The 25,898-nt window shown below is 53.5% G+C and carries 23 protein-coding genes and 1 tRNA gene; 22 read left to right on the top strand and 2 right to left on the bottom strand.

The features are described from left to right. The first annotated feature begins 10 nt into the window (after nucleotides 1-10). From J5069_RS13780 to J5069_RS13805, 6 genes are all read left to right on the top strand, one after another. Nucleotides 11-1,441, top strand: a complete 1,431-nt coding sequence (locus J5069_RS13780) for a 6-phospho-beta-glucosidase (RefSeq protein WP_264644429.1) — start codon at nucleotides 11-13, stop codon at nucleotides 1,439-1,441. A 240-nt stretch (nucleotides 1,442-1,681) separates the two neighbouring features. Then, nucleotides 1,682-2,593, top strand: a complete 912-nt coding sequence (locus tag J5069_RS13785) for a VirK/YbjX family protein (RefSeq protein ID WP_264644430.1) — start codon at nucleotides 1,682-1,684, stop codon at nucleotides 2,591-2,593. Nucleotides 2,594-2,733: 140 nt separating this feature from the next. Next, nucleotides 2,734-3,741 (top strand): cation diffusion facilitator family transporter, encoded by a 1,008-nt coding sequence (locus J5069_RS13790; RefSeq protein WP_264644431.1) that lies wholly within the window; start codon nucleotides 2,734-2,736, stop codon nucleotides 3,739-3,741. 11 nt (nucleotides 3,742-3,752) lie between these two features. Beyond that, nucleotides 3,753-4,052 (top strand): ArsR/SmtB family transcription factor, encoded by a 300-nt coding sequence (locus tag J5069_RS13795; RefSeq protein WP_264644764.1) that lies wholly within the window; start codon nucleotides 3,753-3,755, stop codon nucleotides 4,050-4,052. Between the two features lie 112 nt (nucleotides 4,053-4,164). Continuing rightward, nucleotides 4,165-5,091, top strand: a complete 927-nt coding sequence (locus J5069_RS13800) for a D-2-hydroxyacid dehydrogenase (protein WP_264644432.1) — start codon at nucleotides 4,165-4,167, stop codon at nucleotides 5,089-5,091. A gap of 171 nt (nucleotides 5,092-5,262) precedes the next feature. After that, nucleotides 5,263-5,338, top strand: a tRNA-Gly gene (locus tag J5069_RS13805). Between the two features lie 181 nt (nucleotides 5,339-5,519). On the opposite strand, the gene J5069_RS13810 is transcribed toward J5069_RS13805, so the two are convergent. Beyond that, nucleotides 5,520-5,792: a helix-turn-helix domain-containing protein gene (locus J5069_RS13810; protein WP_264628731.1), complete on the bottom strand. Its 273-nt coding sequence runs from the start codon at nucleotides 5,790-5,792 to the stop codon at nucleotides 5,520-5,522. A gap of 106 nt (nucleotides 5,793-5,898) precedes the next feature. On the opposite strand from J5069_RS13810, the gene J5069_RS13815 reads away from it, so the two are divergent. The 8 genes from J5069_RS13815 (at nucleotide 5,899) to nhaA (ending at nucleotide 15,317) form a co-directional block, all read left to right on the top strand. Next, nucleotides 5,899-6,102: a helix-turn-helix domain-containing protein gene (locus J5069_RS13815; protein ID WP_264628730.1), complete on the top strand. Its 204-nt coding sequence runs from the start codon at nucleotides 5,899-5,901 to the stop codon at nucleotides 6,100-6,102. A 111-nt stretch (nucleotides 6,103-6,213) separates the two neighbouring features. Beyond that, nucleotides 6,214-6,507, top strand: a complete 294-nt coding sequence (locus tag J5069_RS13820; protein ID WP_264644433.1) for a YciI family protein — start codon at nucleotides 6,214-6,216, stop codon at nucleotides 6,505-6,507. Nucleotides 6,508-6,668: 161 nt separating this feature from the next. Then, nucleotides 6,669-6,758: a K(+)-transporting ATPase subunit F gene (gene kdpF / locus J5069_RS13825; RefSeq protein ID WP_196907966.1), complete on the top strand. Its 90-nt coding sequence runs from the start codon at nucleotides 6,669-6,671 to the stop codon at nucleotides 6,756-6,758. Further along, nucleotides 6,758-8,443, top strand: a complete 1,686-nt coding sequence (kdpA, locus tag J5069_RS13830; protein ID WP_264644434.1) for a potassium-transporting ATPase subunit KdpA — start codon at nucleotides 6,758-6,760, stop codon at nucleotides 8,441-8,443. The genes kdpF and kdpA overlap by 1 nt, the downstream gene beginning before the upstream one ends. Nucleotides 8,444-8,458: 15 nt before the next feature. Further along, entirely contained in the window at nucleotides 8,459-10,507 is a 2,049-nt protein-coding gene (gene kdpB, locus J5069_RS13835; RefSeq protein WP_264644435.1) for a potassium-transporting ATPase subunit KdpB, read from the top strand. An 11-nt stretch (nucleotides 10,508-10,518) separates the two neighbouring features. Continuing rightward, nucleotides 10,519-11,094, top strand: coding sequence for a potassium-transporting ATPase subunit KdpC (gene kdpC / locus J5069_RS13840; RefSeq protein ID WP_264644436.1), 576 nt, complete (start codon nucleotides 10,519-10,521; stop codon nucleotides 11,092-11,094). A gap of 43 nt (nucleotides 11,095-11,137) precedes the next feature. After that, nucleotides 11,138-13,816 (top strand): two-component system sensor histidine kinase KdpD, encoded by a 2,679-nt coding sequence (kdpD, locus tag J5069_RS13845; RefSeq protein ID WP_264644437.1) that lies wholly within the window; start codon nucleotides 11,138-11,140, stop codon nucleotides 13,814-13,816. 133 nt (nucleotides 13,817-13,949) lie between these two features. After that, on the top strand, nucleotides 13,950-15,317 hold the full coding sequence (gene nhaA / locus J5069_RS13850) for a Na+/H+ antiporter NhaA (protein WP_264644438.1): 1,368 nt from the start codon (nucleotides 13,950-13,952) through the stop codon (nucleotides 15,315-15,317). Here the strand turns inward: nhaA and J5069_RS13855 are convergent. Continuing rightward, nucleotides 15,314-16,480 (bottom strand): nucleotide sugar dehydrogenase, encoded by a 1,167-nt coding sequence (locus tag J5069_RS13855; protein ID WP_264644765.1) that lies wholly within the window; start codon nucleotides 16,478-16,480, stop codon nucleotides 15,314-15,316. The genes nhaA and J5069_RS13855 overlap by 4 nt on opposite strands. Before the next feature lie 402 nt (nucleotides 16,481-16,882). Between J5069_RS13855 and J5069_RS13860 the strand changes: the two genes are divergently transcribed. The 8 genes from J5069_RS13860 (at nucleotide 16,883) to J5069_RS13895 (ending at nucleotide 25,863) form a co-directional block, all read left to right on the top strand. Further along, nucleotides 16,883-17,959, top strand: a complete 1,077-nt coding sequence (locus tag J5069_RS13860; protein ID WP_264644439.1) for a zinc-binding dehydrogenase — start codon at nucleotides 16,883-16,885, stop codon at nucleotides 17,957-17,959. Between the two features lie 39 nt (nucleotides 17,960-17,998). Next, on the top strand, nucleotides 17,999-19,381 hold the full coding sequence (locus tag J5069_RS13865) for an MFS transporter (protein ID WP_264644440.1): 1,383 nt from the start codon (nucleotides 17,999-18,001) through the stop codon (nucleotides 19,379-19,381). Nucleotides 19,382-19,453: 72 nt separating this feature from the next. Further along, on the top strand, nucleotides 19,454-20,497 hold the full coding sequence (locus tag J5069_RS13870; protein ID WP_264627674.1) for an NAD(P)-dependent alcohol dehydrogenase: 1,044 nt from the start codon (nucleotides 19,454-19,456) through the stop codon (nucleotides 20,495-20,497). Between the two features lie 21 nt (nucleotides 20,498-20,518). Next, a complete protein-coding gene (locus J5069_RS13875; RefSeq protein WP_264627672.1) occupies nucleotides 20,519-21,355 on the top strand; it encodes a ketose-bisphosphate aldolase in 837 nt (278 codons plus the stop codon). Nucleotides 21,356-21,357: 2 nt separating this feature from the next. Then, a complete protein-coding gene (locus J5069_RS13880; RefSeq protein ID WP_264644441.1) occupies nucleotides 21,358-22,308 on the top strand; it encodes a carbohydrate kinase family protein in 951 nt (316 codons plus the stop codon). A 6-nt stretch (nucleotides 22,309-22,314) separates the two neighbouring features. Then, entirely contained in the window at nucleotides 22,315-23,301 is a 987-nt protein-coding gene (locus tag J5069_RS13885; RefSeq protein WP_264644442.1) for an aldo/keto reductase, read from the top strand. A 134-nt stretch (nucleotides 23,302-23,435) separates the two neighbouring features. Beyond that, entirely contained in the window at nucleotides 23,436-24,194 is a 759-nt protein-coding gene (locus tag J5069_RS13890; protein WP_264627993.1) for a DeoR/GlpR family DNA-binding transcription regulator, read from the top strand. A gap of 313 nt (nucleotides 24,195-24,507) precedes the next feature. Next, nucleotides 24,508-25,863, top strand: a complete 1,356-nt coding sequence (locus tag J5069_RS13895; RefSeq protein ID WP_264644443.1) for an MFS transporter — start codon at nucleotides 24,508-24,510, stop codon at nucleotides 25,861-25,863. Nucleotides 25,864-25,898: the final 35 nt, after the last annotated feature.

Genomic DNA, 25,898 nt, shown 5'->3' on the forward strand with positions numbered 1-25,898 from the left:
AAGGTGATACATGTCAGCAGCGACATTTCCAGACGGATTTTTATGGGGGGGCGCCCTGGCGGCAAACCAGTCAGAAGGCGCTTATCGGGAAGGTGGCAAAGGGCTGACCACCGTGGATATGATCCCGCACGGCCCCGCCCGTTTGCCGGTAAAGCTGGGGCAAGAGAAGCGTTTTACGCTGCGTGACGACGAGTTCTATCCCAGCCATCAGGCGATCGATTTCTATCATCGCTACAAGGAAGACATCGCGCTGATGGCCGAGATGGGGTTTACCGTGTTCCGTACCTCTATCGCCTGGAGCCGCCTCTACCCGAAGGGCGACGAACTGACGCCGAACCCGGACGGTATCGCCTTTTATCATGCGGTGTTCAGTGAATGCCGCAAATACGGTATTGAACCGCTGGTGACGCTGTGCCATTTCGATGTGCCGATGCATCTGGTTACCGAGTATGGCTCGTGGCGTAACCGCAAGATGGTGGAGTTTTTCACCCGCTATGCGCGCACCTGCTTTGAAGCGTTCGATGGTCTGGTGAAATACTGGCTGACGTTCAACGAGATCAATATCCTGCTGCACAGTCCGTTCTCCGGTGCTGGTCTGGTGTTCGAGCCGGGTGAAAATCAGGATCAGGTGAAGTATCAGGCAACGCACCATGAACTGATTGCCAGCGCGCTGGCAACCCGGATCGCGCACGAGGTGAATCCTGAAAATCAGGTGGGCTGCATGCTGGCTGGGGGAAACTTTTATCCGTGGTCCTGTAAGCCCGAAGATGTGTGGGCGGCACTGGAAAAAGATCGGGAAAACCTGTTCTTTATCGATGTGCAGGCGCGCGGCGCTTACCCGTCCTATTCTGCGCGGGTGTTCCGCGAGAAAGGTGTCCATATCGAGATGCAGGACGGCGACGCTGACATTCTGAAAAACACCGTTGATTTTGTCTCTTTCAGCTACTACGCCTCACGTTGTGCCTCGGCGGAGATGAATGAGCACAACAGCAGCGCGGCCAATATCGTTAAATCCCTTACCAATCCGCATATTACTCGCAGTGAATGGGGCTGGGGCATCGATCCGCTTGGCCTGCGCATCACCATGAACATGATGTATGACCGTTACCAGAAGCCGCTGTTTCTGGTGGAAAACGGTCTGGGCGCACGTGATGAGATCAATGCCAACGGCGAGATTGAGGATGATTACCGCATCAGCTACCTGCGTGAACACATCCGCGCCATGGGCGATGCGATCGATGACGGTATCCCGGTCATCGGCTACACCACCTGGGGCTGCATCGATCTGGTCGCGGCGTCGACCGGGGAAATGAGCAAGCGATACGGTTTTGTCTATGTCGATCGTGACGATCTTGGCAACGGCACGCTGGAACGGCGCAAGAAAAAATCCTTTGCCTGGTACCAGAAAGTGATCGCCAGCAACGGGCAAGATCTGGATTAACAAAAAACGGTATCACCCGAGTATCGCGTCTGATACTGCAAAAAAGCTGCGCCTGGCGTTAATACTGTCGGGAGCGGCTTTTTTAATAAACCAATCGTAAACAAACATAGGGTGGGGTTGCTTCCTGAAAGATGATTGCATAACGGTTTAGCCAACGACTGATAGAGATAGGGGTCTGTTTCCAAATCAACACTATTATCTCTTATGGCACTTGCAACCTTTGATGAAATATCATCTCCGATGAACCGCTGGCAGTTACTGAGTCATCTGCTGCGCGGTGATATTCACCCTGATGAGAAGAGCGTTTGGCTAAAGCCCGCCTACCGTCTTAAATTTCTGGCGCGCTCGCTCCTTCACCCTGTTTTGACGCTTAACTGGCTCGACTACATTGCCAGCCATCCGCAGCGGGCGCAGATGCTGTATGCCCAAATGGCGCTGCCCGATAAACTTCAACGGCCGTACCTCTCCAGCCGTTTTTCTGCACGCCACGCCTTGGCCGCGCTGTGTTATCACTATGATGCCGTTGCCTGTGCCAACCCAACGTTACGTCGCCTGATGCTGACGCCCGGCGGTGTCCCTATCGTCAATTTGCAGGGCAAAAGCGGTGACGCTTACGCGTTGCTATTAGGTTCCCACTCATCACTGGATAAAGAGGGAGAGATAACGCTTCAGTTGTGTACTGAAGGGATGCCACTGGCGCGCATGACCATGACGGTAGTGCAGTTCGAAGGAAAGAGAGCGTTATTTATCGGTGGGTTACAAGGGCCAACGCGGCACTTGCAACAGCAGAAGGCGCGCATCTCGCAGGTGACGCGTGATTGCCATGGGTTGTTCCCCAAACGACTGGTACTGGAAACGGCCTGCGCACTGGGCGAGTTGTTGGGGGTGGAGTGCATGGTGGCGGTGGGAAATCATACCCATGTTTATCAGAATTGGCGCTACTGGCGTAAAAAGAAAACCAGTTTTCATGCCGATTATGACAACTTTTGGCTCTCCGTGGGGGGGCAATTGCGACCCGATGGCGTATGTCAGTTGCCGCTGCGTATCGCGCGCAAAAGTCTCGACGACGTCGCCAGTAAAAAACGGGCAGAGTATCAGCGTGCGAACGGCGTGTTGGCGGAGATCCATCAACAGCTGCATGCCTTGAAATGAGACCTTGATGCCTGTCTGGCATGAGAATGACGAGGTTGAGCACGGTGAGAATGGCTGCCGGTGACCTGTTTGCATTGCTTGACTTTTAATATGTGAATAGCTATTCATATATTAAATTATCTAAAGGCAGGAGAGGTACAATGTCCCATTCTCACCATGATCATGCTCACGACCATGCGCCGACGGTAACGCGGTCGAATGAGCGCAAGGTCCTGATCGCTTTTGTGATTACTTTTACCTTTATGCTGGTGGAAGTTGTGGGCGGAGTGCTTTCCGGTTCGTTGGCGCTGCTGGCGGATGCGGGACATATGCTGACGGATGCCGCTGCACTGGCGTTGTCCTATGCAGCCTTTCGTTTTGGCCGTCGTAATGCAGACACCAAGCGCACCTTTGGCTATTTGCGTTTCGAAGTCATTGCCGGTTTTATCAATGCGCTGACGCTGTTTGCTATCGTCATCTGGATAGCTTATGAAGCGTGGCTGCGTTTTCGCCAGCCGCATGAGGTGCTGGCGGGGCCGATGCTGGTCGTGGCAGCGATCGGGCTGCTGGTAAATATTGTGGTGTTCTGGATATTGACGCGCGGCGACAGCGAGCATGTCAATATCAAAGGCGCTGCACTGCATGTGATGGGCGATCTGCTCGGTTCCATCGGTGCTATCGCGGCGGCTATTGTGGTCTATTTTACCGGCTGGACCCCCATTGACCCTATCCTGTCGCTGGTGGTGTCCGTGCTGATTTTGCGCAGCGCATGGGCGTTATTGAAAAAATCGCTGCACATACTCTTGGAAGGGGCACCCGCCAATGCTATGCCGCAAGAGATTGAACGCTACCTTAAAGACAACGTAGCGGGAGTGGCAGATATCCACCATGTGCACGTGTGGATGATCACGTCGGGGCGCACCCTGGCCACATTGCATGTACGCGCCAAAGAGGGGGCGGACGTGCGTCAGGTGGTTCGGCAGGTCGAGCGCGAGCTTTATGACCGTTTTCACGTAGAACACGCAACGGTTGCCATTGACTGGGGTGATGAAGATGAGGCGGCCTGTAGGTGCAGCCTGTCACCCTTCAAGGAAACACATCAACATCATGGCGATCAATCTCATCATCATGATACGGACACATCTGTTACGCGAGGGCACGCACATTGAGTCGTCATGCCATGCTTTCTCTGCATGAAACTACCATCCTGTCAGAAACGTTTCGTCTGATGGGCGATCCTACCCGTTTGCGCATTTTGCATTTCTGCCTGACGGGACCACATGCAGTCGGTGATATTGCGCAAAATCTGGCGCTTTCACCGTCACTGGTGAGCCACCATTTACGTCTGCTACGCGGAGCGCGATTGGTGAAGCGGGAGCGTCGGTCACGCCAGATTTTTTATACCGTGGCGGATCACCATGTCACCACCATGTTGCTGGACATGGTCAACCACATTGGCGAATCACAAGAAGAAGAGTGACGTCTGTCAGAAAACGAGCCTGCATGCTGAAAGGGTTGCCACAGACTTCTCGCTACGGGTAGGGTAGTTGTGGTTTTTTTTACGGCTACCGTTGATAACGCGAGGGGGAGAAATGGGGGCGATTCTTTTATTGGAATCTCGGGCAGAGGAGCTGCGTGCGCTGTTAAGCACCAAAGCGTCGGGGTTGGCCTATTGCCTTCCTGATGACGGAGAAGATGCCGTCGCACGCTGTGACATTTGGCTTGGTGAGCCGGACCGGGCGGTATCGCTGCTGACTGCTGGGCATCGCCCGGCATGGCTGCAATCTACCTGGGCTGGCTTCAAGCCGCTGCTTGCAGCGGATCTCCCGCAAGACTACCGTTTGAGTCGCGCCGTCGGGGTGTTTGGTCAGCCGATTGCACAATACATCCTGGCGCATCTGTTGGCCCATGAGCAGCGCTTGTTCGCATTGCAGGCGCAGCAGCAACGTCAGGAGTGGGATCGCCACCTGTCCGGGCTATTGACGGGAAAAACCTTATTGATCGTTGGCGCGGGCGATATTGGCGGCGAGGTGGCCGCCATGTTGCGGTCGTTTGGCGTAACGCTACATGGCATTGTCAATACACCGCGGGCGTTGCCCGGTTTTGCGCGTGTGTCGGGGATTGACGCGCTGGCGCACGACGTGGCGCAGGCTGACTATGTGGTGAATCTGCTGCCGGATACGCCGAAAACGCAGAACCTGTATAACGCAGATTTGTTCGCATGCATGAAATCCTCCACGGTATTTATCAACGTGGGGCGCGGCTCGTCGGTAGTGGATGACGATCTGGTGGCGGCGCTGCGTGCCGGAAAACTGGCGAGAGCGGTGCTGGATGTTTTTCGTCAGGAGCCGCTGCCGCCGGAACACCCTTTCTGGCTAACGCCCCAACTGACCTTGACGCCGCATATTGCAGGACCGATGGTGCCTGCGCTGATGGCGGATCTGTTCCTGGATAACTTGCAACGTTACTCTCAGGGTGTGGCGCTGCGCGGCGAGGTTGATTTTTCACGCGAGTATTGAGTTAGCAGGCGTTGAGCACCAGCGCGCAGGGAATGACCACTTGCGCGCATTTTCACTGAAAAGGGCTTGCCAGCCTGAAATGATTGGTACATAATGCTCACCGCTAGCACGAAATATTGAATAAGTTTAGTATATTCAATGTGTTACGATTAGTAGAAATGCACTTCCTAAGCGGGAATAGCTCAGTTGGTAGAGCACGACCTTGCCAAGGTCGGGGTCGCGAGTTCGAGTCTCGTTTCCCGCTCCAAAATGTGATGTGTGGAATGTACTATCATTCTGCAACGCGTTAAAAAACAGACCGAAAGGTCTTTTTTTTTTGCCCGTGATCCTGGCATGAGCCATCCACGGGCATGATGTCATTACCTACGCTGCTCCCCCTCCACGTGTTCGCACCCTAAACTTTTACGCATTTGAGCTTTAAGCGGCTCCTATGCCTTCTTTTCTTGTTGTATGCCATCACTTTCATACAACTGCAAAATGCGTTCCGCGAAGTCATCATCGACGGTGTAAAAGTAGCTTTCCGGCACGCCAAGTACGCGGGCAAAGGCGCACATCATCTCGAAGGTGGGGCGATAGGTGCCGCTTTCATACTGAGAGACGCGCGACCGTGCGGTCGCTTCTTCGATACCCGCGAGGACTCCGAGTTTTTCCTGAGTCAACTTGGCATGCAGGCGGGCGGATTTAAGGCGAGCAGGTAGCATCATGGCACCATCGATAATCGATATTGACTTAGTGTTTAGCATTACTTAACATCGCCGTTGTTTAGATATGCTGAACATTTGCACATAATAACATCGGGGGATGGTAATGGACGGTAAGGACTGGCACCCGGCAGATATTATTGCTGCGCTGAAAAAGCAAGGTACAACACTGTCTGCACTTTCCCGAGAGGCGGGATTGGCGTCATCAACACTGGCAAACGCGTTGGCGCGACGTTGGCCCAAAGGCGAACGGTTGATTGCTAAGGCGTTGAGTAAACGGCCTGAGGAGATTTGGCCTTCACGCTATTAGTCCGCATAGAGGAAATGGTATACGCCTTAATTTTCCACCAAAAAGCGCTTCATGCCTCCCCTGTCGAGGAGTAGCCTTGCATTATCCCTGACGCAATACATGGAATTTGCAATGAGTGTGATTTATGTGGTGGTACTGACGTATGTGCAGCCGCTTGAGGCGATTGATAAACAGATTCCTGCCCATGTTGAATGGTTGAAACAGGGCTATGCCGACGGTATTTTTCTCGCATCAGGCCGCCGCATTCCGCGCACTGGCGGTGTCATTTTGGCAAAGAGCGACAGCCTCGAACAGTTGCAGGCGCGCCTTAGCCAGGATCCGTTTCAGAAACTGGGCCTGGCCAACGCAGACATCATCCCGTTTGATGCCAGTATGACGGCGCCTGCGCTGCAAGGCCTGCTGTGATTTCTTGGTGCTAAATCGACCGGCTCATCGATGCTGATTGAGCGGGTTGTGCCTCCTGCATTTTTATACCTTTTTTACACCCCCGCCTGAGATATTAACGACATTTTTACACCCCACTTCCTACACTCGAGCCACATTCAATAAACGCGGGGAGATAAACCGTGAATGTGGGACTGATGACCGGCATCGTGCTGGTATTTCTGTTACTGGGCTATCTGTTTTATGCCCTGTTTCGGGCGGAGGAATTCTAATGGCGGCCAATGCGTTTTTACTTCTGGCCAGTTTTCTGGCCGTATTATTGCTGCTGGCCCAGCCGTTAGGTCGGTTGATGACGGGGATGGTGCTCGATCGCGCTTTACCCGGAGTGGCGGCGTTCGAACGCGGGATATGGCGCGTGTGCGGCGCGTCAGACAGCGAGATGAACTGGCGTCAGTATCTGTGCGCCATTCTGCTGTTTAACGCCCTTGGGTTGTGCTTTCTGGTAGCACTGTTGATGGCGCAGGGGAGCTTGCCCTATAACCCGCAGCAGTTGCCCGGCTTGTCCTGGCATTTGGCGCTGAACACCGCCATCAGTTTTGTCAGTAACACCAACTGGCAATCCTACGCCGGGGAATCCACCCTGAGCTATTTCAGCCAGATGGTGGGGCTTGCAGTACAGAATTTCTTATCGGCAGCGACCGGGATTGCGGTGCTGTTTGCGTTGATGCGTGGCTTTTCCCGTCAGAGCACCGATGAACTCGGTAATGTCTGGCGCGATCTGACGCGTATTACGCTGTTTGTGCTGCTGCCGCTGTCGCTGCTGATGGCGTTATTTCTGGTAAGCCAAGGAGTGATTCAGAATGTTAACCCCTACCTGACGCTCACCACGCTTGAAGGCGTGCAGCAGACGCTGCCGATGGGGCCGGTGGCGTCGCAGGAAGCGATCAAAATGCTCGGCACCAACGGCGGCGGCTTTTTCAATGCCAACTCCGCTCACCCGTTCGAAAACCCCACCGCGTTAACCAATTTTGTCCAGATGCTGGCGATTTTCCTGATTCCGGCCGCGCTGTGTTTCACCTTTGGCGAAACGGTACGCAACCGGGCGCAGGGACGCACCCTGTTGTGGGCCATGACGTTGATGTTTGTGGTGGCGGCGGTGTTGGTCATGTTGGCGGAAGTGAAGGGCAACCCGCATTTGACGCTGCTTGGCGCCGACAGCGCGATGAACTGGGAAGGGAAAGAGAGCCGCTTCGGTATTCTCAATTCCAGCCTGTTTGCGGTGATCACCACGGCGGCATCGTGCGGGGCGGTCAACGCCATGCATGACTCCTTTACCGCACTGGGGGGGATGATTCCGCTGTGGTTGATGCAACTGGGTGAAGTGGTGTTTGGCGGCGTGGGCTCGGGGCTGTACGGCATGCTGATGAACGTGCTGCTGGCAGTGTTTATTGCCGGATTGATGATTGGTCGCACGCCGGAATATTTGGGCAAGAAAATCGGCGTGCCGGAAATGAAGATGGCGGCGATTTATATCCTGATTACCCCGTCTCTGGTGCTGTTGGGTACGGCGCTGGCGATGATGACCGATGCCGGGCGCGCCGGAATCTTTAACCCGGGACCGCACGGTTTTAGCGAAGTGCTCTATGCGCTCTCTTCTGCGGCCAACAACAACGGCAGCGCGTTTGCCGGGCTTTCTGCCAATACGCCGTTCTGGAACCTGCTGCTGGGCGCGGCGATGTTGATGGGACGCTTTGCCCCCTTTATCCCACTGCTGGCCATTGCCGGTTCACTGGCGGCGCGCAAGACCCAGCCTGCCAGCCCCGGTACCTTGCCGACGCACGGCGCACTGTTTGTCGCGCTGATTATCGGCACCGTGCTGCTGATTGGCGCACTGACCTTTATCCCTGCGCTGGCGCTGGGGCCTGTTATCGAACATTTGCAGTTACTGGTGCGCTAATCGCCGGAGAATTCTATGACACATCAAATCGCGTCTTCGCAACGCGGCACACTGTGGCGTGCCGCGCTGGCTGAATCATTGACCAAGCTTAGCCCCCGCGTGCAATACCGTAACCCGGTGATGTTTGTGGTGTATCTGGGCAGCATTCTCACCACGCTGTTGGCCGTGAGCATGGCGCTGGGCTGGAGTGAGGGACAGCTGGGTTTCACTGCTGCCATTAGCCTGTGGCTGTGGTTCACCGTGCTGTTTGCTAATGTTGCCGAAGCGCTGGCGGAAGGGCGCAGTAAGGCGCAGGCCGAGAGTTTAAAAGGCATTACGCGCACCAATTGGGCGAAAAAGCTCTCTGCTCCTGAGCCTGAATCCGCCCAGCAAAAGGTTGCCGCAGACAGCGTGCGCAAAGGCGATTATGTGCGGGTGGATGCGGGTGACATTATCCCGTGTGACGGCGAAGTACTGGCCGGGGGGGCTTCCGTGGATGAAAGCGCGATTACCGGTGAGTCTGCGCCAGTGATTCGTGAGGCCGGGGGCGATTTTGCCTCAGTCACCGGGGGTACGCGCATTCTCTCTGACTGGCTGGTGATTCGATGCAGTGTCAATCCCGGTGAAACCTTTCTGGATCGCATGATCGCCATGGTGGAAGGGGCCAAACGGCGTAAAACGCCGAATGAAGTGGCACTGACCATTTTGCTGATTTCACTGACGATTGTGTTTTTGCTGGCAACGGCGACGCTGTACCCGTTTTCTGCCTGGAGCGGTACACCGGTCAGCATTACGGTGCTGGTGGCGCTGTTGGTCTGTTTGATTCCTACCACCATTGGCGCACTGCTCTCGGCGATTGGTATTGCGGGCATGAGTCGTATGCTGGGTGCGAATGTGATCGCCACCAGCGGACGCGCGGTGGAGGCCGCTGGCGATGTGGATGTGCTGCTGCTGGATAAAACCGGCACCATCACGCTGGGTAACCGCCAGGCCAGCGCGTTCCTGCCTGCCAGCGGTATCAGTGAATCCGCGTTGGCGAACGCCGCACAGTTGGCCTCGCTGGCCGATGAAACGCCGGAAGGGCGCAGTATCGTGGTGCTGGCTAAGCAGAAATTCAATCTGCGCGAGCGTGATTTGCAGAGTCTGAACGCCACCTTTATTCCTTTTTCGGCGCAAACCCGCATGAGCGGCGTCAATGTCGGGCCGAAAATGTTACGCAAAGGCGCGGCGGATGCGATTCGTCGGCACGTTGAAAGCAACGGTGGGCGCTTCCCTGCGGATGTGGTGGCGCTGGTGGAGTCGGTGGCGCGCAAAGGCGGCACGCCGCTGGTGGTGGCGGAAGATAATACCGTGATGGGCGTGGTGGCGCTCAAGGATATCGTCAAAGGCGGTATCAAAGAGCGCTTTGCTGAACTGCGCCGTATGGGGATCAAGACGGTGATGGTCACGGGGGATAACCCACTGACCGCCGCCGCCATTGCTGCCGAAGCGGGTGTCGATGACTTTTTGTCGGAGGCCACGCCCGAAGCCAAGCTGGCGCTGATTCGTCAATATCAGGCGGAAGGACGCATGGTGGCGATGACGGGGGATGGCACCAACGACGCCCCCGCGCTGGCGCAGGCAGATGTGGCGGTGGCGATGAACTCCGGTACGCAAGCGGCGAAAGAGGCGGGCAACATGGTGGATCTGGATTCCAACCCGACCAAGCTGCTCGAAGTGGTGCATATCGGTAAGCAGATGCTGATGACGCGCGGATCGTTAACCACCTTCAGCATCGCCAACGATGTCGCCAAATATTTTGCCATTATCCCCGCCGCCTTTGCGGTGACCTATCCCCCGCTGAATGCCCTTAACGTGATGGGGCTGCATTCGCCCGCCTCGGCCATTTTGTCAGCGGTGATTTTTAACGCCTTGATTATCGTACTGCTGATTCCACTGGCATTGAAAGGGGTGAGCTACCGCCCGATGCCGGCGGCTGCGCTGCTGCGCCGTAACCTGTGGATTTACGGCGTGGGGGGGCTGGTGGTGCCTTTTATTGGCATCAAAGCCATTGATCTGATACTGACCGCGCTGGGTTGGGTTTAAGGAGAATATCAATGAACCTGTTACGTCCTGCACTTTCGCTTTTTATCCTGCTGACACTGATTGTCGGGGCGGGCTATCCGTTACTGACAACCGGATTGGCGCAGTGGTGGTTTCCCGTACAGGCTAACGGCTCGCTGGTGATGCCGGAAGGCCAGGTGCGCGGTTCGGCCCTGATCGGTCAGTCTTTTACCCGCCCGGATTATTTTCAGGGGCGGCCCTCGGCAACGGCCGACTCGCCCTATAATGCGCTGGCCTCCTCTGGTAGCAATCTGGCGCCCAGCAATCCGGCACTGGATGAAGCCATAACGCAGCGCGTTGCCGAATGGCGTAAGGTGAATCCCCAGGCCAATGCGTTTGTCCCAGTGGAACTGGTGACGGCCTCTGCCAGCGGATTGGATCCGCACATTTCTCCGGCAGCGGCGGCGTGGCAGATTCCGCGCGTGGCACAAGCACGCCAACTGCCAGAAGCAACGTTACGCCAGTTGGTGCTGGCGAACACGCGCCGTCCGCTGCTGCCGTTTATCGGGGAGCCGGTGGTCAATGTGCTGGCGTTGAACATGGCGTTGGATGCCGTGCCGAAACCGTAAGGCTTCGCTATCCTGAACGAAGGATGACTTGAAAGGTATTGTGATGACGGAAGAACCCCTGCGTCCCGATCCGGATGCGCTGCTGGCTCAGTCTGACCGTGAAGGGCGCGGCAAACTGAAAATCTATTTCGGTGCCTGTGCGGGCGTCGGGAAAACCTGGGCCATGCTGCAAGAAGCGCGACGATTGCGCGCGCAGGGGTTGGATGTGCTGGTGGGCGTGGTGGAAACCCATGGTCGACAGGAGACCGCCGCGCTGCTGGACGGGTTGGAAACCCTTGCCCGACGTGCCACGGGGCGACATCGTCATCTGGAGTTCAATCTGGATGCCGCCTTGGCGCGGCGTCCAGCCGTTATTCTGATGGATGAGCTGGCGCATTCCAACGCACCGGGGTCGCGTCATCCCAAGCGTTGGCAGGATATCGATGAGCTGCTGGACGCTGGCATTGATGTGCTGACCACGGTGAACGTGCAGCATCTGGAAAGCCTCAATGATGTGGTCAGCGGCGTCACGGGGATTCGGGTGCAGGAAACTGTCCCCGATCCTTTTTTTGACTCGGCCACCGAAGTGGTGCTGGTGGATTTGCCGCCGGACGATCTGCGGCAACGGTTGAAAGAGGGCAAGGTGTACGTCGGCGATCGTGCCGAGCGCGCCATCGAGAACTTTTTTCGTAAGGGCAATCTGTTTGCGCTGCGGGAACTGGCGTTGCGCCGCACGGCGGATCGCGTCGACGATCAGATGCGCGCCTGGCGCGATGCCAGTGGACGAGAGGAACGCGTCTGGCACACCCGCGATGCGATCCTGCTGTGCATTGGCGCTAACACCGGCAGTGAGAAACTGGTGCGCATTGCCGCCCGACTGGCTGCCAAGCTCGGCAGCGAATGGCATGCGGTAACGGTGGAGACGCCAACGCTGCATCGGCAGGGCGAAGCGCGTCGGCGTGGCATTCTGCGTACCTTGCAGTTGGCGCAAAAGCTGGGTGCCGTTACTGCCACCCTGTCGGAGCCGGATGAAGCGAAAGCGGTGCTGCGCTACGCGCGCGAGCACAATCTCGGCAAGATCATTGTGGGGAGGCCACCGCAGCGACGTTGGGCGTTGCCTAATCGCTTTGCGCGACGGCTAAGCCGCCTTGGGCCGGATCTCGACTTGATGATTGTTGCCCTGGATGATACGCCGGACGTGCATGTTGCACCGCTGATAGACACACACCTCAGCCCGGAAAAGTTGCGCCAGAAAGCGCGCGGCTGTCTGGCTGCGACGGCGCTGTGTGCGTTGATAACGTTGGTAAGCAAAGGGGTTTTGCCCGACTTTTCGCCGATCAATCTGGTGATGGTCTATTTGTTGGGCGTGGTGCTGATTGCCATTGGTTTTGGCCGTTTGCCCTCGGTGGTGGCGGCAATACTCAATATCGTGGCGTTCGATCTGTTTTTTGTCGCGCCGGAAGGCACCTTTGCCGTCAGCGATGCGCAGTATCTGGTGACCTTTGCGGTGATGCTGATCGTGGGTGCGATCACCGGCAACCTGACGGCGGGCGTACGCTATCAGGCACGAGTTGCCCGACATCGAGAGCAGCGCGCGCGTTATCTGTACGAAATGGCCGATGGGCTGAGCCGGGTGCGAGCCCCGAACGACATTGCGCCGATTTGCCAGCGGGTGATGGGCAGCGCACTGTTTGCCCGCTGTGAAATCTGGCTGCCAGACGCGCAGGGGAAACTGATCGCGCCCGCCGAGCGTTTGCTGCATACCATTCCCGATCCCGCCATCGTCAAATGGAGCTTTGAGAAAGGGCATGTGGCGGGCGCAGGAACCGATACGCTGCCCGGCGTGCCTTATAAAGTGCTGCCGCTGATGTCCTCCGAGGATACGTTAGGGTTGCTGATTATTGAGCCAAGCAACCTGCGCCACCTGCTGATACCCGAACAGCAGCGGCTGCTGGAGACGTTTGTGATGCTGATTTCCGGTGCGTTGCTGCGTCTGGCACTGACGCGGCGCGAGCAGCAGTCGCGTCTGGTGGCGGAGCGGGAGGAGCTGCGCAACTCCTTGCTGGCTGCGCTGTCTCACGATCTGCGCACACCGCTGACGGTGCTGTTTGGTCAGGCGGAGATCCTGCTGCTCGATCTTTCCACGGAAGGATCGCCGCATGCGCCGCAAGCCGGTGCGCTTCGCCTGCAAACGCTGAGTACCATTCGTCTGGTGAACAACATGCTGGATATGGCGCGTATTGAAGGAGAAGGCTTCCGCCTGCAAACCGACTGGGTCGCGCTGGATGAGGTTATTGGCGGCGCGCTGAAATCCCTCGAGGCGCTCCTGCCCGCCGAGGCGGTGCAATTGGATCTTCCGCAGGAGATGGTGTTGCTTCAGGCCGATGGCGCGCTGCTGGAGCGTGTATTCGCAAACTTGCTGGAAAACGCATTGAAATATGCGGGCAGAGCGCGGGCGATAGGCATTCGGGCACGCGCTCTGCCGGGGAAAATCAGGATCGACGTCTGGGATGACGGCCCCGGTCTTACCTCGGGCAGCGAACAGCATATTTTTGAGAAATTTACCCGTGGTAACGAGGAGTCTGCCATTCCCGGCGTCGGGATGGGATTGGCGATTTGTCGCGCGATTGTCACTCTGCATCAGGGGGAAATCAGTGCCGCCAACCGTCCGCAAGGGGGAGCCTGTTTTACGGTTCAACTTCCTCTGTCGCCAGTGCCGGAAATGATGGAATCTTCCGAATAAATGGCCTGTAAATCCATGTAAAATACTTGAAATCATCCAACATTGTCGGTAAAAAGGTGGCGGGTGTTAGCCACATGTTGTGGTGAGACAGGTTTGTGCGTTGGTCGGGCCGCCACGCGGAGTGATAACAACCATGAATCGACACCTGTCCCCGCAGAGCATCCCTCGTGCTCAGCGTTTGGCGGAACGCGCTTTCGCCACCCTTGAACGTTTTCTCCATATTGAAGCGGTAAGTGGCATTGTGCTGCTTGTGTCCGCGGCGGCTGCGTTGATATGGGCCAATTCGCCGTGGGCGGAAAGCTACCATGCGCTGTGGCATCTGCCATTCTCTTTTAGCATTGGCGATACGGAAATCGAGTACTCCCTGCATTTCTGGATCAACGACGCCTTTATGACCCTGTTCTTCTTAGTGGTCGGCATGGAGATCCGCCGTGAAATTCACGAAGGTGCGTTGAGCAGCCTGCGGCAAGCCATGCTGCCGATCGCTGCCGCCGTGGGCGGCGTGATAGTACCCGCGTTGATTTATCTGAGCATGAACAGCGCGCCGTTGCAGCAACAAGGCTGGGCGGTACCGACGGCAACGGATATCGCCTTTGCCGTGGGGGTACTGGCACTGTTGGGCAAAGGCATCCCCGGCAATATACGGGTGTTTTTGCTGGCGTTAGCCATTATCGATGACATTATCGCCGTCTTGATCATTGCGTTCTTCTACTCCGGTGGGCTTGAATACAACGGCTTGATCCCCGTGCTGGTGGGCGTGCTGCTGGTGTTCGGGCTACAGAAGATAGGCATCGGCTCGGCGTGGGCCTATGTCATTCCCGGCATCATCGTGTGGTTGGGCTTTCTGCTTACGGGAGCGCACCCGACATTAGCGGGTGTGGTCTTGGGGCTGATTACCCCGGTGGCCTCCGTGCAGGTGATGAAGGAGCGTCCATTGGAGCGTCTTTCCCACATTGTGCGCGACCTGATGCACAAACAGGATACGCACGCTGCGGATCAGTTGGCTGCGCCGCTTAAGCAACTGCGCCGTGCTCAGCGCGACGTATTGCCGCCTGTTATCCGTGTACAGATGGCATTGCACCCTTGGGTGGCTTATGGCGTGATGCCGCTGTTCGCCCTGGCGAACGCGGGGGTGAGCGTGAATGGCATCGATTTGTCGGGCGCAGGGCCACTTGGGGTGATGATGGGCGTTACGCTGGCGCTGGTCGCCGGTAAGTTGCTGGGTGTGGTCGGCGTCAGTTGGCTGATGGTGCGTTTTGGCGGGTGCCAATTACCGCCAGAGGTATCCTGGCGCGGTGTGTTTTTGATTGGGCTGCTCGCCGGTATCGGCTTTACCATGTCGATATTTATCGCCATGCTGGCCTTTGACGATCCGCAACTGCTGGGCGCGGCCAAGCTAGGGGTATTGCTGGGCTCGCTGATTGCGGCCACGCTGGGCCTGCTGTGGGGCCGGTATTACGCGCGTAGCCGCCGTGTGCAGCAGGTTGGTCAACCGACTTAATCCAAACCAAACAGGTCGCGGGTATAGACTTTATCCGCGACATCCTCCAACTCCGGTGCCATGCGGTTTGAGATGATCAAATCAGCCTGGTGCTTGAACGTTGTCAGATCGTTGATTACCGGTGAGCGGAAAAAGGTCGCTTCTGTCAGTACCGGTTCATAAACCACCACGTCAATACCTTTGGCCTTGAGCCGTTTCATGATGCCTTGAATGGCCGACGCGCGGTAGTTATCGGAGCCGGTTTTCATCACCAGACGATAAACGCCTACCACGCTGGGATTCTGTTTGAGAATATCATCGGCAATGAAATCTTTGCGCGTGCGGTTTGCCTCGACGATGGCACAAATCAGCCGGTTAGGCACTTTGGCATAATTGGCCAACAGCTGCTTGGTGTCTTTGGGCAAACAGTAGCCGCCATAACCAAATGACGGGTTGTTGTAATGCGAGCCGATACGCGGATCTAACCCGACACCCTCAATAATCTGCCTGCTATTTAGCGTGTGCATCTGTGCATAGCTATCGAGTTCGTTGAAATAGGCGACGCGCATGGCGAGATAGGTATTGGCGAACAGCTTGATGGCCTCCGCTTCCGTTGCATCGGTGTAGAGCACCGGCGCCGTTTTCTTGATCGCCCCTTGCAGCAGCAAGGCGGCAAAACGTTCTGCGCGCGGCGAGCGTTCCCCAATCACAATGCGTGAAGGGTAGAGATTGTCGTGCAGCGCTTTTCCCTCACGCAGAAATTCGGGGGAGAAAATAATGTTATCCGTGGCAAAGGTGCGTCGCAGTTGCTGGGTATATCCCACGGGAACCGTTGATTTTATGACAATAAGCGCATCGGGATTGATGGACAACACATCCTGCACCACGGATTCAATCGACTGGGTATCGAACGCATTGGTGATGGGATCGTAGTTGGTTGGCGTGGCAATAATCACGATATCCGCATCCTGATAGGCCAGCTGTTTGTCCGTTGTCGCCACCAGATTGAGCGGTTTTTCCTTGAGATAATGGTCAATATCTTTATCAACAATCGGCGACAGGTTCTGGTTCAACAGCGCCACCCGCTGTTCGACAACGTCGAGAGCCACCACCTGATTATGCTGGGCCAACAGCACGGCGTTCGACAACCCGACGTAACCGGTGCCCGCAATAGTACATTTCATCATGTTAAATCCACCTGAAAAATCCGGGGACAGTATAGAGAGCGTGGGTGCATGAATTTTAAACATTGCCCAAACGATGCGGTGCTCGTTGCTTTATTTCAGATTCGCCGGAAGCGGTTTTGCTAGCAATAAGGTAAATGGCGGATCCTTGCTATCAAAAAACGTTATCCGGTGTGATTTGTTCACTTTTTCGCTTATTGCTGAACCGCCTTGGTGCCTGTTTTTTAACTAATTGTTTTTAAATGCAATATTTTTATTCTTCTGTCTTTCTCCGCTAAATATGTGATCGGCTCTTCAATGTGAAGATTGATATCTGTGTTTTACAGATTTAATGTTGACTTCAAATGTGTAATAGCGAACTATGGCCCTACTGATTTACAGATAAACCTAATGAGGAATGTCATGAAAGCACTCGCGCGTTTCGGTAAGGCATTTGGTGGGTACAAGATGATTGAGGTACCGGAGCCGGTTTGTGGTCCGGAGGATGTGGTTATCGAGATCAAAGCGGCCGCCATTTGTGGCGCTGATATGAAGCACTACAAGGTCGATAGCGGTTCTGATGAATTTAACTCGGTACGCGGTCACGAATTTGCCGGTCAGATCGTGGCGGTGGGCCAGCAGGTAAAAGGGTGGAAGGTTGGACAACGCGTTGTGTCGGACAACAGCGGCCATGTCTGTGGTGTTTGCCCGGCCTGTGAACAAGGCGATTTTCTGTGTTGTACAGAAAAAGTGAACCTGGGGTTGGATAACAATAAATGGGGCGGCGGTTTTTCAAAATACTGCCTTGTGCCCGGCGAAATTCTCAGAATCCATCGCCATGCCCTGTGGGAAATCCCGGAAGGCGTGGATTACGAAGAGGCTGCGGTACTCGATCCCATCTGTAATGCCTATAAAGCGATTGCTCAGCAATCTAAATTCCTTCCTGGTCAGGATGTTGTGGTTTTTGGTACCGGGCCGCTCGGGCTGTTTGCCGTCCAGATGGCGCGCATTATGGGCGCGGTCAATATCGTGATGGTCGGGTTGGAAGAGGACGTAAGCGTGCGTTTTGGCGTGGCAAAAGCGCTGGGGGCAACGGCAACCGTCAATGCATCCACCGAAGATGTCGTCGCGCGTTGCCACGAAATTTGTGGAAAAGACAATCTGGGCCTGGTGATTGAATGTTCCGGTGCCAATATTGCCTTGAAACAATCGATTGAGATGCTGCGCCCGAATGGTGAAGTGGTGCGCGTTGGTATGGGATTCAAACCGCTGGATTTCTCCATTAACGACATTACTGCATGGAATAAAAGCATTATTGGTCATATGGCGTATGACTCGACCTCATGGCGCAATGCGATTCGCTTATTGGCCTCGGGTGCGATTCAGGTTAAACCGATGATTACCCACCGCATTGGACTTTCTCAATGGCAGGATGGTTTTGAGGCGATGGCAAATAAAACGGCGATTAAAGTTATTATGACCTATGACTTTACGCATTAATCTGGCGTGAATTCCCTTATTCTTTAAGGAAAGAATCACATGAATACGATAATAGCACCTCATTGTGGGGCGAGGCTCGATCGCTTGCCGGACAGTCGCTGGCATTATTCCATGTTTGGCATGGTGGCATTTGGATTATTAGTTTGCTGGAGTAATGCCGTCGGTGGAATAATATTGGCTCAGTTGAAATCACTGGGATGGGCTGATAATTCAATTACCGCGACCTTTTCTGCCATTACCACCGCTGGGATGTTTGCCGGTGCATTAATTGGCGGCATCATTGGTGATAAAATAGGGCGAAAGAAAGGGTTTATCCTGTTCGAACTGATTCATATTATTTCAATGGTGGTTGGGGCATTCTCGCCCAATATGGATTTTTTGATCGCCTGCCGTTTTGTTATGGGATTTGGTCTGGGTGCTTTGTTGGTCACGCTGTTCGCCGGGTATACGGAATATATGCCGGGGCGAAATCGCGGTACCTGGTCTAGCCGTGTCTCTTTTATTGGTAACTGGTCCTATCCTATTTGTTCCCTGATTGCTATGGCACTCACCACGGTCATTAGTGCCGAGTGGAACTGGCGTGTGCAATTGCTGATTCCTGCCGGACTGTCGTTGATTGCCACCTGGTTTGCCTACCGCCATTTCCCTGAATCACCGCGCTGGCTGGAGGCTCAAGGGCGCTATCAGGAGGCGGAAGCCATCATGAAAGCGATCGAACAACGCGTGGAGCAGCAGACCGGCAAACCGCTGCCGCCGCCAGTGCAGGTTGAAGATACGCACGTGCGGGCCGCCAGCGTTCCTTATTCGGCGCTGCTCAAAGGCGCCTTGCTCAAACGGGTTATTCTTGGTTCTTTCGTGCTTATCGCAATGAACGTAGTGCAGTACACCTTGATTAATTGGTTACCCACTATCTTTATGACGCAGGGAATAAACTTAAAGGATTCTATTGTTCTTAACACCATGAGTATGTTCGGCGCACCGTTTGGCATTTTTATTGCCATGCTGGTGATGGACCGAATTCCCAGAAAAGTCATGGGGGTCGGACTGCTGTTATTGATTGCCGGGCTGGGTTATTTCTACTCGCTGCAAACCAGCATGATGATGATTACCCTGATTGGTTTCTTCCTGATTACCTTTGTGTATATGTACGTTTGCTATGCCTCTGCGGTGTATGTACCGGAAATCTGGCCGACGGAAGCCAAATTAAGAGGTTCAGGACTGGCAAATGCGGTAGGTCGCATCAGCGGTATTGCCGCGCCTTACGCGGTGGCGAGCTTATTGAGTGGATACGGTGTAACCGGCGTGTTTGTTTTACTCGGCGGCGTGTCAATTATTGTGGCGGGTGCTATTGCGGTGATTGGTATTGAAACCAAAGGCGCATCGGTTGAAAGCATTGGCATGAATGTGGTTACCAGTAAATAACACCAATAAATAAACGACGTTTTTCCATCAATACGTTTTACCGATAAATAAGTTATCCTACAGGAATTAATGATGAAAAATTCAAAAGCTGTATTAAAAACGCCTGGGACAATGAATATTATTCCCGCTGCGGTTCCGACACCAAAGGATGATGAAGTATTAATTAACGTTGAGTATGTCGGGATCTGCGGTTCTGACGTGCACGGGTTTGAATCTGGCCCTTTTATTCCGCCGAAAGATCCTAATCAAGAGATTGGATTGGGGCACGAATGTGCCGGTACGGTCGCAGCGGTAGGCAGTAAAGTAAAAAAATTCAAAATTGGCGACCGGGTAAATATTGAACCCGGCGTACCCTGCGGTAAATGTCGCTATTGCCTGGAAGGCAAATACAACATTTGTCCTGACGTTGACTTTATGGCGACACAGCCCAATTACCGCGGTGCGTTGACTCACTATTTGTGTCACCCGGAAAGCTTCACCTACAAGCTGCCCGACAATATGGACACCCTGGAAGGTGCCCTGGTCGAACCGGCGGCGGTGGGGATTCATGCCGCGATGCTGGCCGACGTTAAGCCCGGCAAAAAGATTGTCATTCTCGGGGCCGGCTGTATTGGTTTGATGACATTGCAGGCGTGCCGTTATATGGGCGCATCGGAAATTGTCGTGGTCGACGTTTTGGAAAAACGCCTTGAGATGGCAGGCAAACTTGGCGCGATGGCGGTCATCAACGGTGCCGCTGAAGACACGGTTGAGCGCGCCAAAACGTTATTGGGTGAGGCGGGCGCTGACATCGTGTTTGAAACCGCCGGTTCGCAAGTGACGGTAAAACAAGCCCCCTATCTGGTTATGCGCGGCGGAAAAATCATGATTGTCGGCACGGTGCCCGGCGATTCTCCGATTAATTTCCTGAAAATTAATCGCGAAGTGTCCATTCAAACCGTATTCCGCTATGCCAACCGCTATCCGGTAACGATTGAGGCCATCTCATCGGGCAAGTTCGATGTGAAATCTATGGTGACGCATATCTATGACTATCAGGATGTGCAGCGTGCTTTTGATGAATCCGTAAATATGAAAAAGGACATCATCAAAGGCGTAATTAAGATTGGTGCGTAAATTCACAAGGGAGACATAACTATGCTGGCAGATATTAAATATTGGGAAACACAGGCGCAGGCGGGAAAATATGCAATTGCACATTTTAACGTATGGAATGCGGAAATGCTGATGGGCGTTATTGATGCTGCCGAGGAGTCGAAATCGCCGGTCATTATTTCTTTTGGTACCGGGTTTGTGGGAAATACCTCATTTGAAGATTTTTCCCACATGATGGTCTCCATGGCGAAAAAAGCCACGGTGCCGGTGATTACCCATTGGGATCACGGGCGCAGCATGGAAATTATCCATAACGCCTGGACCCACGGCATGAATTCATTAATGCGTGATGCCTCTGCGTTCGACTTTGAAGAGAACATTCGCCTGACCAAAGAAGCCGTGGATTATTTCCATCCGCTGGGCATTCCGGTAGAGGCAGAATTGGGCCATGTGGGTAATGAAACCGTGTATGAAGAAGCGCTGGCAAGCTATCACTACACGGATCCCAGCCAGGCCGCAGAATTTGTGGAAAGAACCGGCTGTGATTCGCTGGCGGTGGCGATCGGTAATCAGCACGGTGTCTACACCTCTGAGCCAAAATTGAATTTTGAGGTGGTTGAAAAAGTGCGCGCGGCGGTTTCTGTGCCGCTGGTGCTGCACGGTGCCTCTGGCATTAGCGATGCTGATATTCGTAAAGCGATTTCGTTAGGTATCGCCAAGATCAATATTCACACCGAGTTATGTCTGGCGGCGATGGTGGCGGTAAAAGAAAACCAGCAGCAACCCTTCCTGCATCTTGAACGTGAAGTGCGTAAAGCGGTGAAAGAAAGGGCGCTGGAGAAAATTTACCTGTTTGGCTCTGACGGAAAGGCGAACTAGCCATGGCGCAATCTATCGAGGTTATTTGCATTGGTGCCGCCATTGTCGATATCCCGTTACAGCCGGTGAGTAAAAATATCTTTGATGTTGACTCTTATCCTCTGGAGCGGATTGCCATGACGACCGGGGGGGATGCGATTAATGAAGCGACCATCCTTTCCCGGTTAGGGCATAAAACGGCGTTAAATAGCCGTATTGGTGACGATGCGCCGGGGCATTTTATTCTGGCTGCCTGCCGTCGGGAAAATATTGATATTCAGAGTTTGAAGCTGGATACGCACATCGACACGTCGATTAATGTCGGCCTGGTGACGGAGGATGGTGAGCGCACCTTTGTCACCAACTGTAACGGCAGCTTGTGGAAGTTGAATATTGACGATGTGGATTTCTCCCGTTTTCCCGAGGCGAAATTACTGTCACTGGCCAGTATTTTTAATAGCCCGCTGTTGGAGGGTCAATCGCTGGTAAAAATCTTCCAGCAGGCCAAAGCGCATCATCTGACCCTCTGCGCGGATATGATTAAGCCGCGTCTGGGCGAGCGGCTGGAGGATATTCAGGACGCGCTGAGCTACGTGGATTACCTGTTTCCCAATTATGACGAAGCGCGGCTATTAACCGGGGAAAGCTCGCTGGACAGCATTGCCGATCGTTTTCTGGCGTGTGGCGTGAAAAACGTGGTGATTAAACACGGTAAAAACGGCTGCTTTATTAAAACGCGCACGGAATCGCTCTCGGTGCCAGCGGTGAAAGGCATTACGGCCATCGACACCATTGGTGCGGGTGACAACTTCGTTTCCGGGTTTATTTCCGGTGTGCTGGAAGGAAAAACCTTGCTGGAATGCGCGCGTTTTGCCAACGCCACGGCGGCGATTTCTGTATTAAGCGTCGGCGCAACAACCGGCGTGAAAAATCGAAAACTGGTTGAGCAATTGCTTGAAGAATATGAAGGGTAAGCAGTAATGAAAATGATACCGTTGGGTCGGACAGGGCTGGATATTTCACAAATCGGGTTGGGGACGTGGGCCATCGGTGGCGGCCCTGCGTGGAATGGCGACCTGGATTTACAGGTCTGTATCGATACCATTATTGAAGCGAATCGCTGCGGCATTAATTTGATCGATACCGCGCCGGGTTACAACTTTGGCAACAGTGAAACCATCGTTGGCAAAGCGCTGGGTTACCTGAAACGCGATCAAGTGATTGTCGAAACCAAATGTGGCATCGTGTGGGAGCGCGAAGGTAGCCTGTTTAATAAAGTGGGCGATCGGCAACTGTATAAAAACCTGTCGCCGGAATCTATCCGTGAGGAAATTGAGGCCAGCCTGCGGCGCTTAAACATTGAGGCTGTCGATATCTACATGACGCACTGGCAATCGGTGCCGCCGTATTTTACCCCGATCGCTGAAACCATGGACGCGCTCAATGCGTTGAAGAAAGAAGGGAAAATCAAGGCTATTGGTGCCGCCAATGTCGATGCCAGCCATATCGAAAGCTATTTGAAATATGGCGATCTCGATATTGTTCAGGCGAAATACAGCCTGCTGGACAGAGCGGTGGAACAGGATCTGCTGCCGCTGTGCCGCCATCATGGCATTGTGTTGCAGGTTTACTCTCCGTTAGAGCAAGGGCTGCTGACCGGGACCATTGCGCGCGATTATGTTCCCACCGGTGCGCGGGCCAACAAGCTGTGGTTCCAGCCGGGCAATATGACGCGAGTCATTGCTATGTTGGAACAATGGCAACCGTTGTGCCAGAAGTATCAGTGCTCCGTTCCCACGCTGGCGCTGGCCTGGATTCTGGCTCAAAGCAACCTGATTTCTATTTTAAGCGGGGCCACATCACCGCAGCAGGTGCGTGAAAATGTGGAAGCGGCGAATATTCACCTCGAAGAGGGGGATGTGGCGCTGATGAGGGAAATGGCTGAAGCGTTGGATAAGTCACATTAATCGCGACAGTTACCTCTGTTTCAATATAAAAAGACATGATTTTTCTGTGATTCAGACATGTTTTTTTGAAAGTACATATGGTATGTGACATAATACGCAAATATCATGTTGTTAACGGAAACAGGGGTATTACTGTGGCAGCAAAAGATCGACTTCAATCGATAAAACAGATGGTCGCAAATGACAAGAAAGTCACCGTGACCCATTTGAGTCATCTTTTTCAAGTAACGGAAGAAACCATTCGTCGGGATCTCGAGAAATTAGAAGGAGAGGGATATCTCACCCGAACCTATGGCGGTGCGGTATTAAACGCCAGCAGCCTGACGGAGAATGTGCACTTCTATAAGAGAGCGAAATCTTTTATTGAAGAAAAACAGGCTATCGCATTAAATGCGCTGCCGTTTACCGAACACAAAACAACCATGGCTGCGGATTCCAGCACTACCGTGGTGGAATTATTAAAGCTGTTAAAGGAAAGGAACGACCTGACCCTACTGACCAATTCAACAGAGGCCTTTCATGAATTGGCGCAGTCAGAAATCAATGTCGTTTCGACAGGCGGTGAGCTGAATAAAAATACGCTGTCGTTACAAGGACGCATTACCAAAGAAGTGATTGGAAAATATCACGTCGATATTATGGTGATGAGCTGTAAAGGATTGGATATGAACAGCGGTGCGCTTGATTCGAATGAAGCGGAAGCCGAAATCAAAAAGGCGATGATTCAGCAAGCCACCGAAGTGGCGCTGCTTATTGATCATTCGAAGTTTGATAAAAAGGCGTTCGTCAAGTTAGTGGATTTTAGTCATATAAATTACATTATAACCGATAAGACACCGGGCGATGAATGGGTTGATTTTTGCCATAAGAATAATATAAAACTGATATTTTGAATGTGTAAAATACGCATTCATTGAGCACATCGAGTGAATGTTATCTTATGCCTTGCGCATTGCCTGAGTGATTATTAATAAAAATAAGGCGATATACCCTACAGCGACAGAAATACTGATTGTCAGTTCTGACATTTTCTCTGTCGTTATACCCTAAATAATTCGAGTTGCAAGAAGGCGGCAAGTGAGTGAGTCCCGATGAGCTTACTCAGGTAAGTGATTCGGGTGAACGAACGCAGCCAACGCACAGGCAACTTGAAGTATGACGGTTATATCAGCCTTATATGACCAGGCAATGCACTGAGGCAATAACATGAAACATCATGATGGCATTGGCACGAGATTAGATCGTTTACCGGTATCTACGTTTCATTATCGTATTTTTGGCATTATTGGTTTTAGTTTATTACTGACCGGTTTTCTCAGTTATTCAGGTAATGTGGTGTTAGCCAAACTGGTCAGTAACGGTTGGTCTAACAACTACCTGAATGCGGCATTCACGTCCGCATTGATGCTGGGGTATTTTCTAGGTTCATTGTTGGGCGGTTTTATTGGCGACTGTCTTGGCAGACGCAAAGCGTTCCGCATGAATTTATTGATTGTCGGTATATCGGCGACGGCAGCAGCCTTTGTGCCGGATATGTATTGGTTGATTGTGTTTCGTTGTTTGATGGGGATTGGCATGGGGGCGTTGATTATGGTCGGCTATGCCTCTTTTGCCGAGTTTATTCCTGCCAGTATTCGCGGAAAATGGTCTGCTCGCCTCTCCTTTGTGGGCAATTGGGCCCCCATGCTATCGGCAGCAATTGGAGTGGTGGTGATTTCCTACTTGAGCTGGCGCGTGATGTTTTTGATCGGCGGGTTAGGCATGCTGGCTGCCTGGTTCCTTTCGCGCGTCTATTTTATTGAATCACCGCGCTGGCTGGCGGGGAAGGGACACACCGATCTGGCGGAGAACAGTCTGCGCGATATTGAAAAAAGTATCGAAAATGAAAAGAAGATTAGCCTCAGACAACTCCCTACGGTAAATGCTGCTGATACCCCGATAAGTGAAGCGGGATCGTTTTGGGATCTGTTTAAAGGCACAATGTTAAGGCGAACCTGTGTCGCAATTACCGTACTGATTGCCATGAACATCTCTCTGTATACCATTACCGTGTGGATCCCCACCATATTTGTTAACTCCGGTATTGACGTCACTAAATCGATATTTATGACCGCTGTCATTATGATTGGCGCGCCTGTGGGGATTTTTTTCGCAACGTTGGTGATTGATAAGTTCCCACGCCGCCTGTTTGGTTCCGGCTTGCTAATTTTGATTGCGCTGCTGGGGTATTACTACTCCTTGCAGAAGAGCGAGTTTGGGATTATTTCCTGTGGGCTGGTGATGATTTTTTTCCTGTACATGTATGTCTGTTTTTCCTCCGCCGTTTATATTCCTGAGCTATGGCCTACCCATATGCGGCTGCGCGGCTCCGGTTTTGTCAATGCGGTGGGGCGCATCGTCGCGGTCTTTACCCCTTATGGCGTAGCAAGCTTATTAACGCACTATGGCTCAACCACGGTGTTTATCGTACTCGGGGTGCTGCTGGCTTGCTGCGCACTGATACTTTTCGTGTTTGGTATTGAAACGCGCATGGTATCGCTGGAAGAGATCACGCAGCTGTGAAGAGGGGCTCGCCCGGCGACGCCGGGCAAAGCACG

This window comes from Candidatus Symbiopectobacterium sp. NZEC127 (assembly GCF_025962675.1).
Classification (GTDB): Bacteria; Pseudomonadota; Gammaproteobacteria; order Enterobacterales; family Enterobacteriaceae; genus Symbiopectobacterium.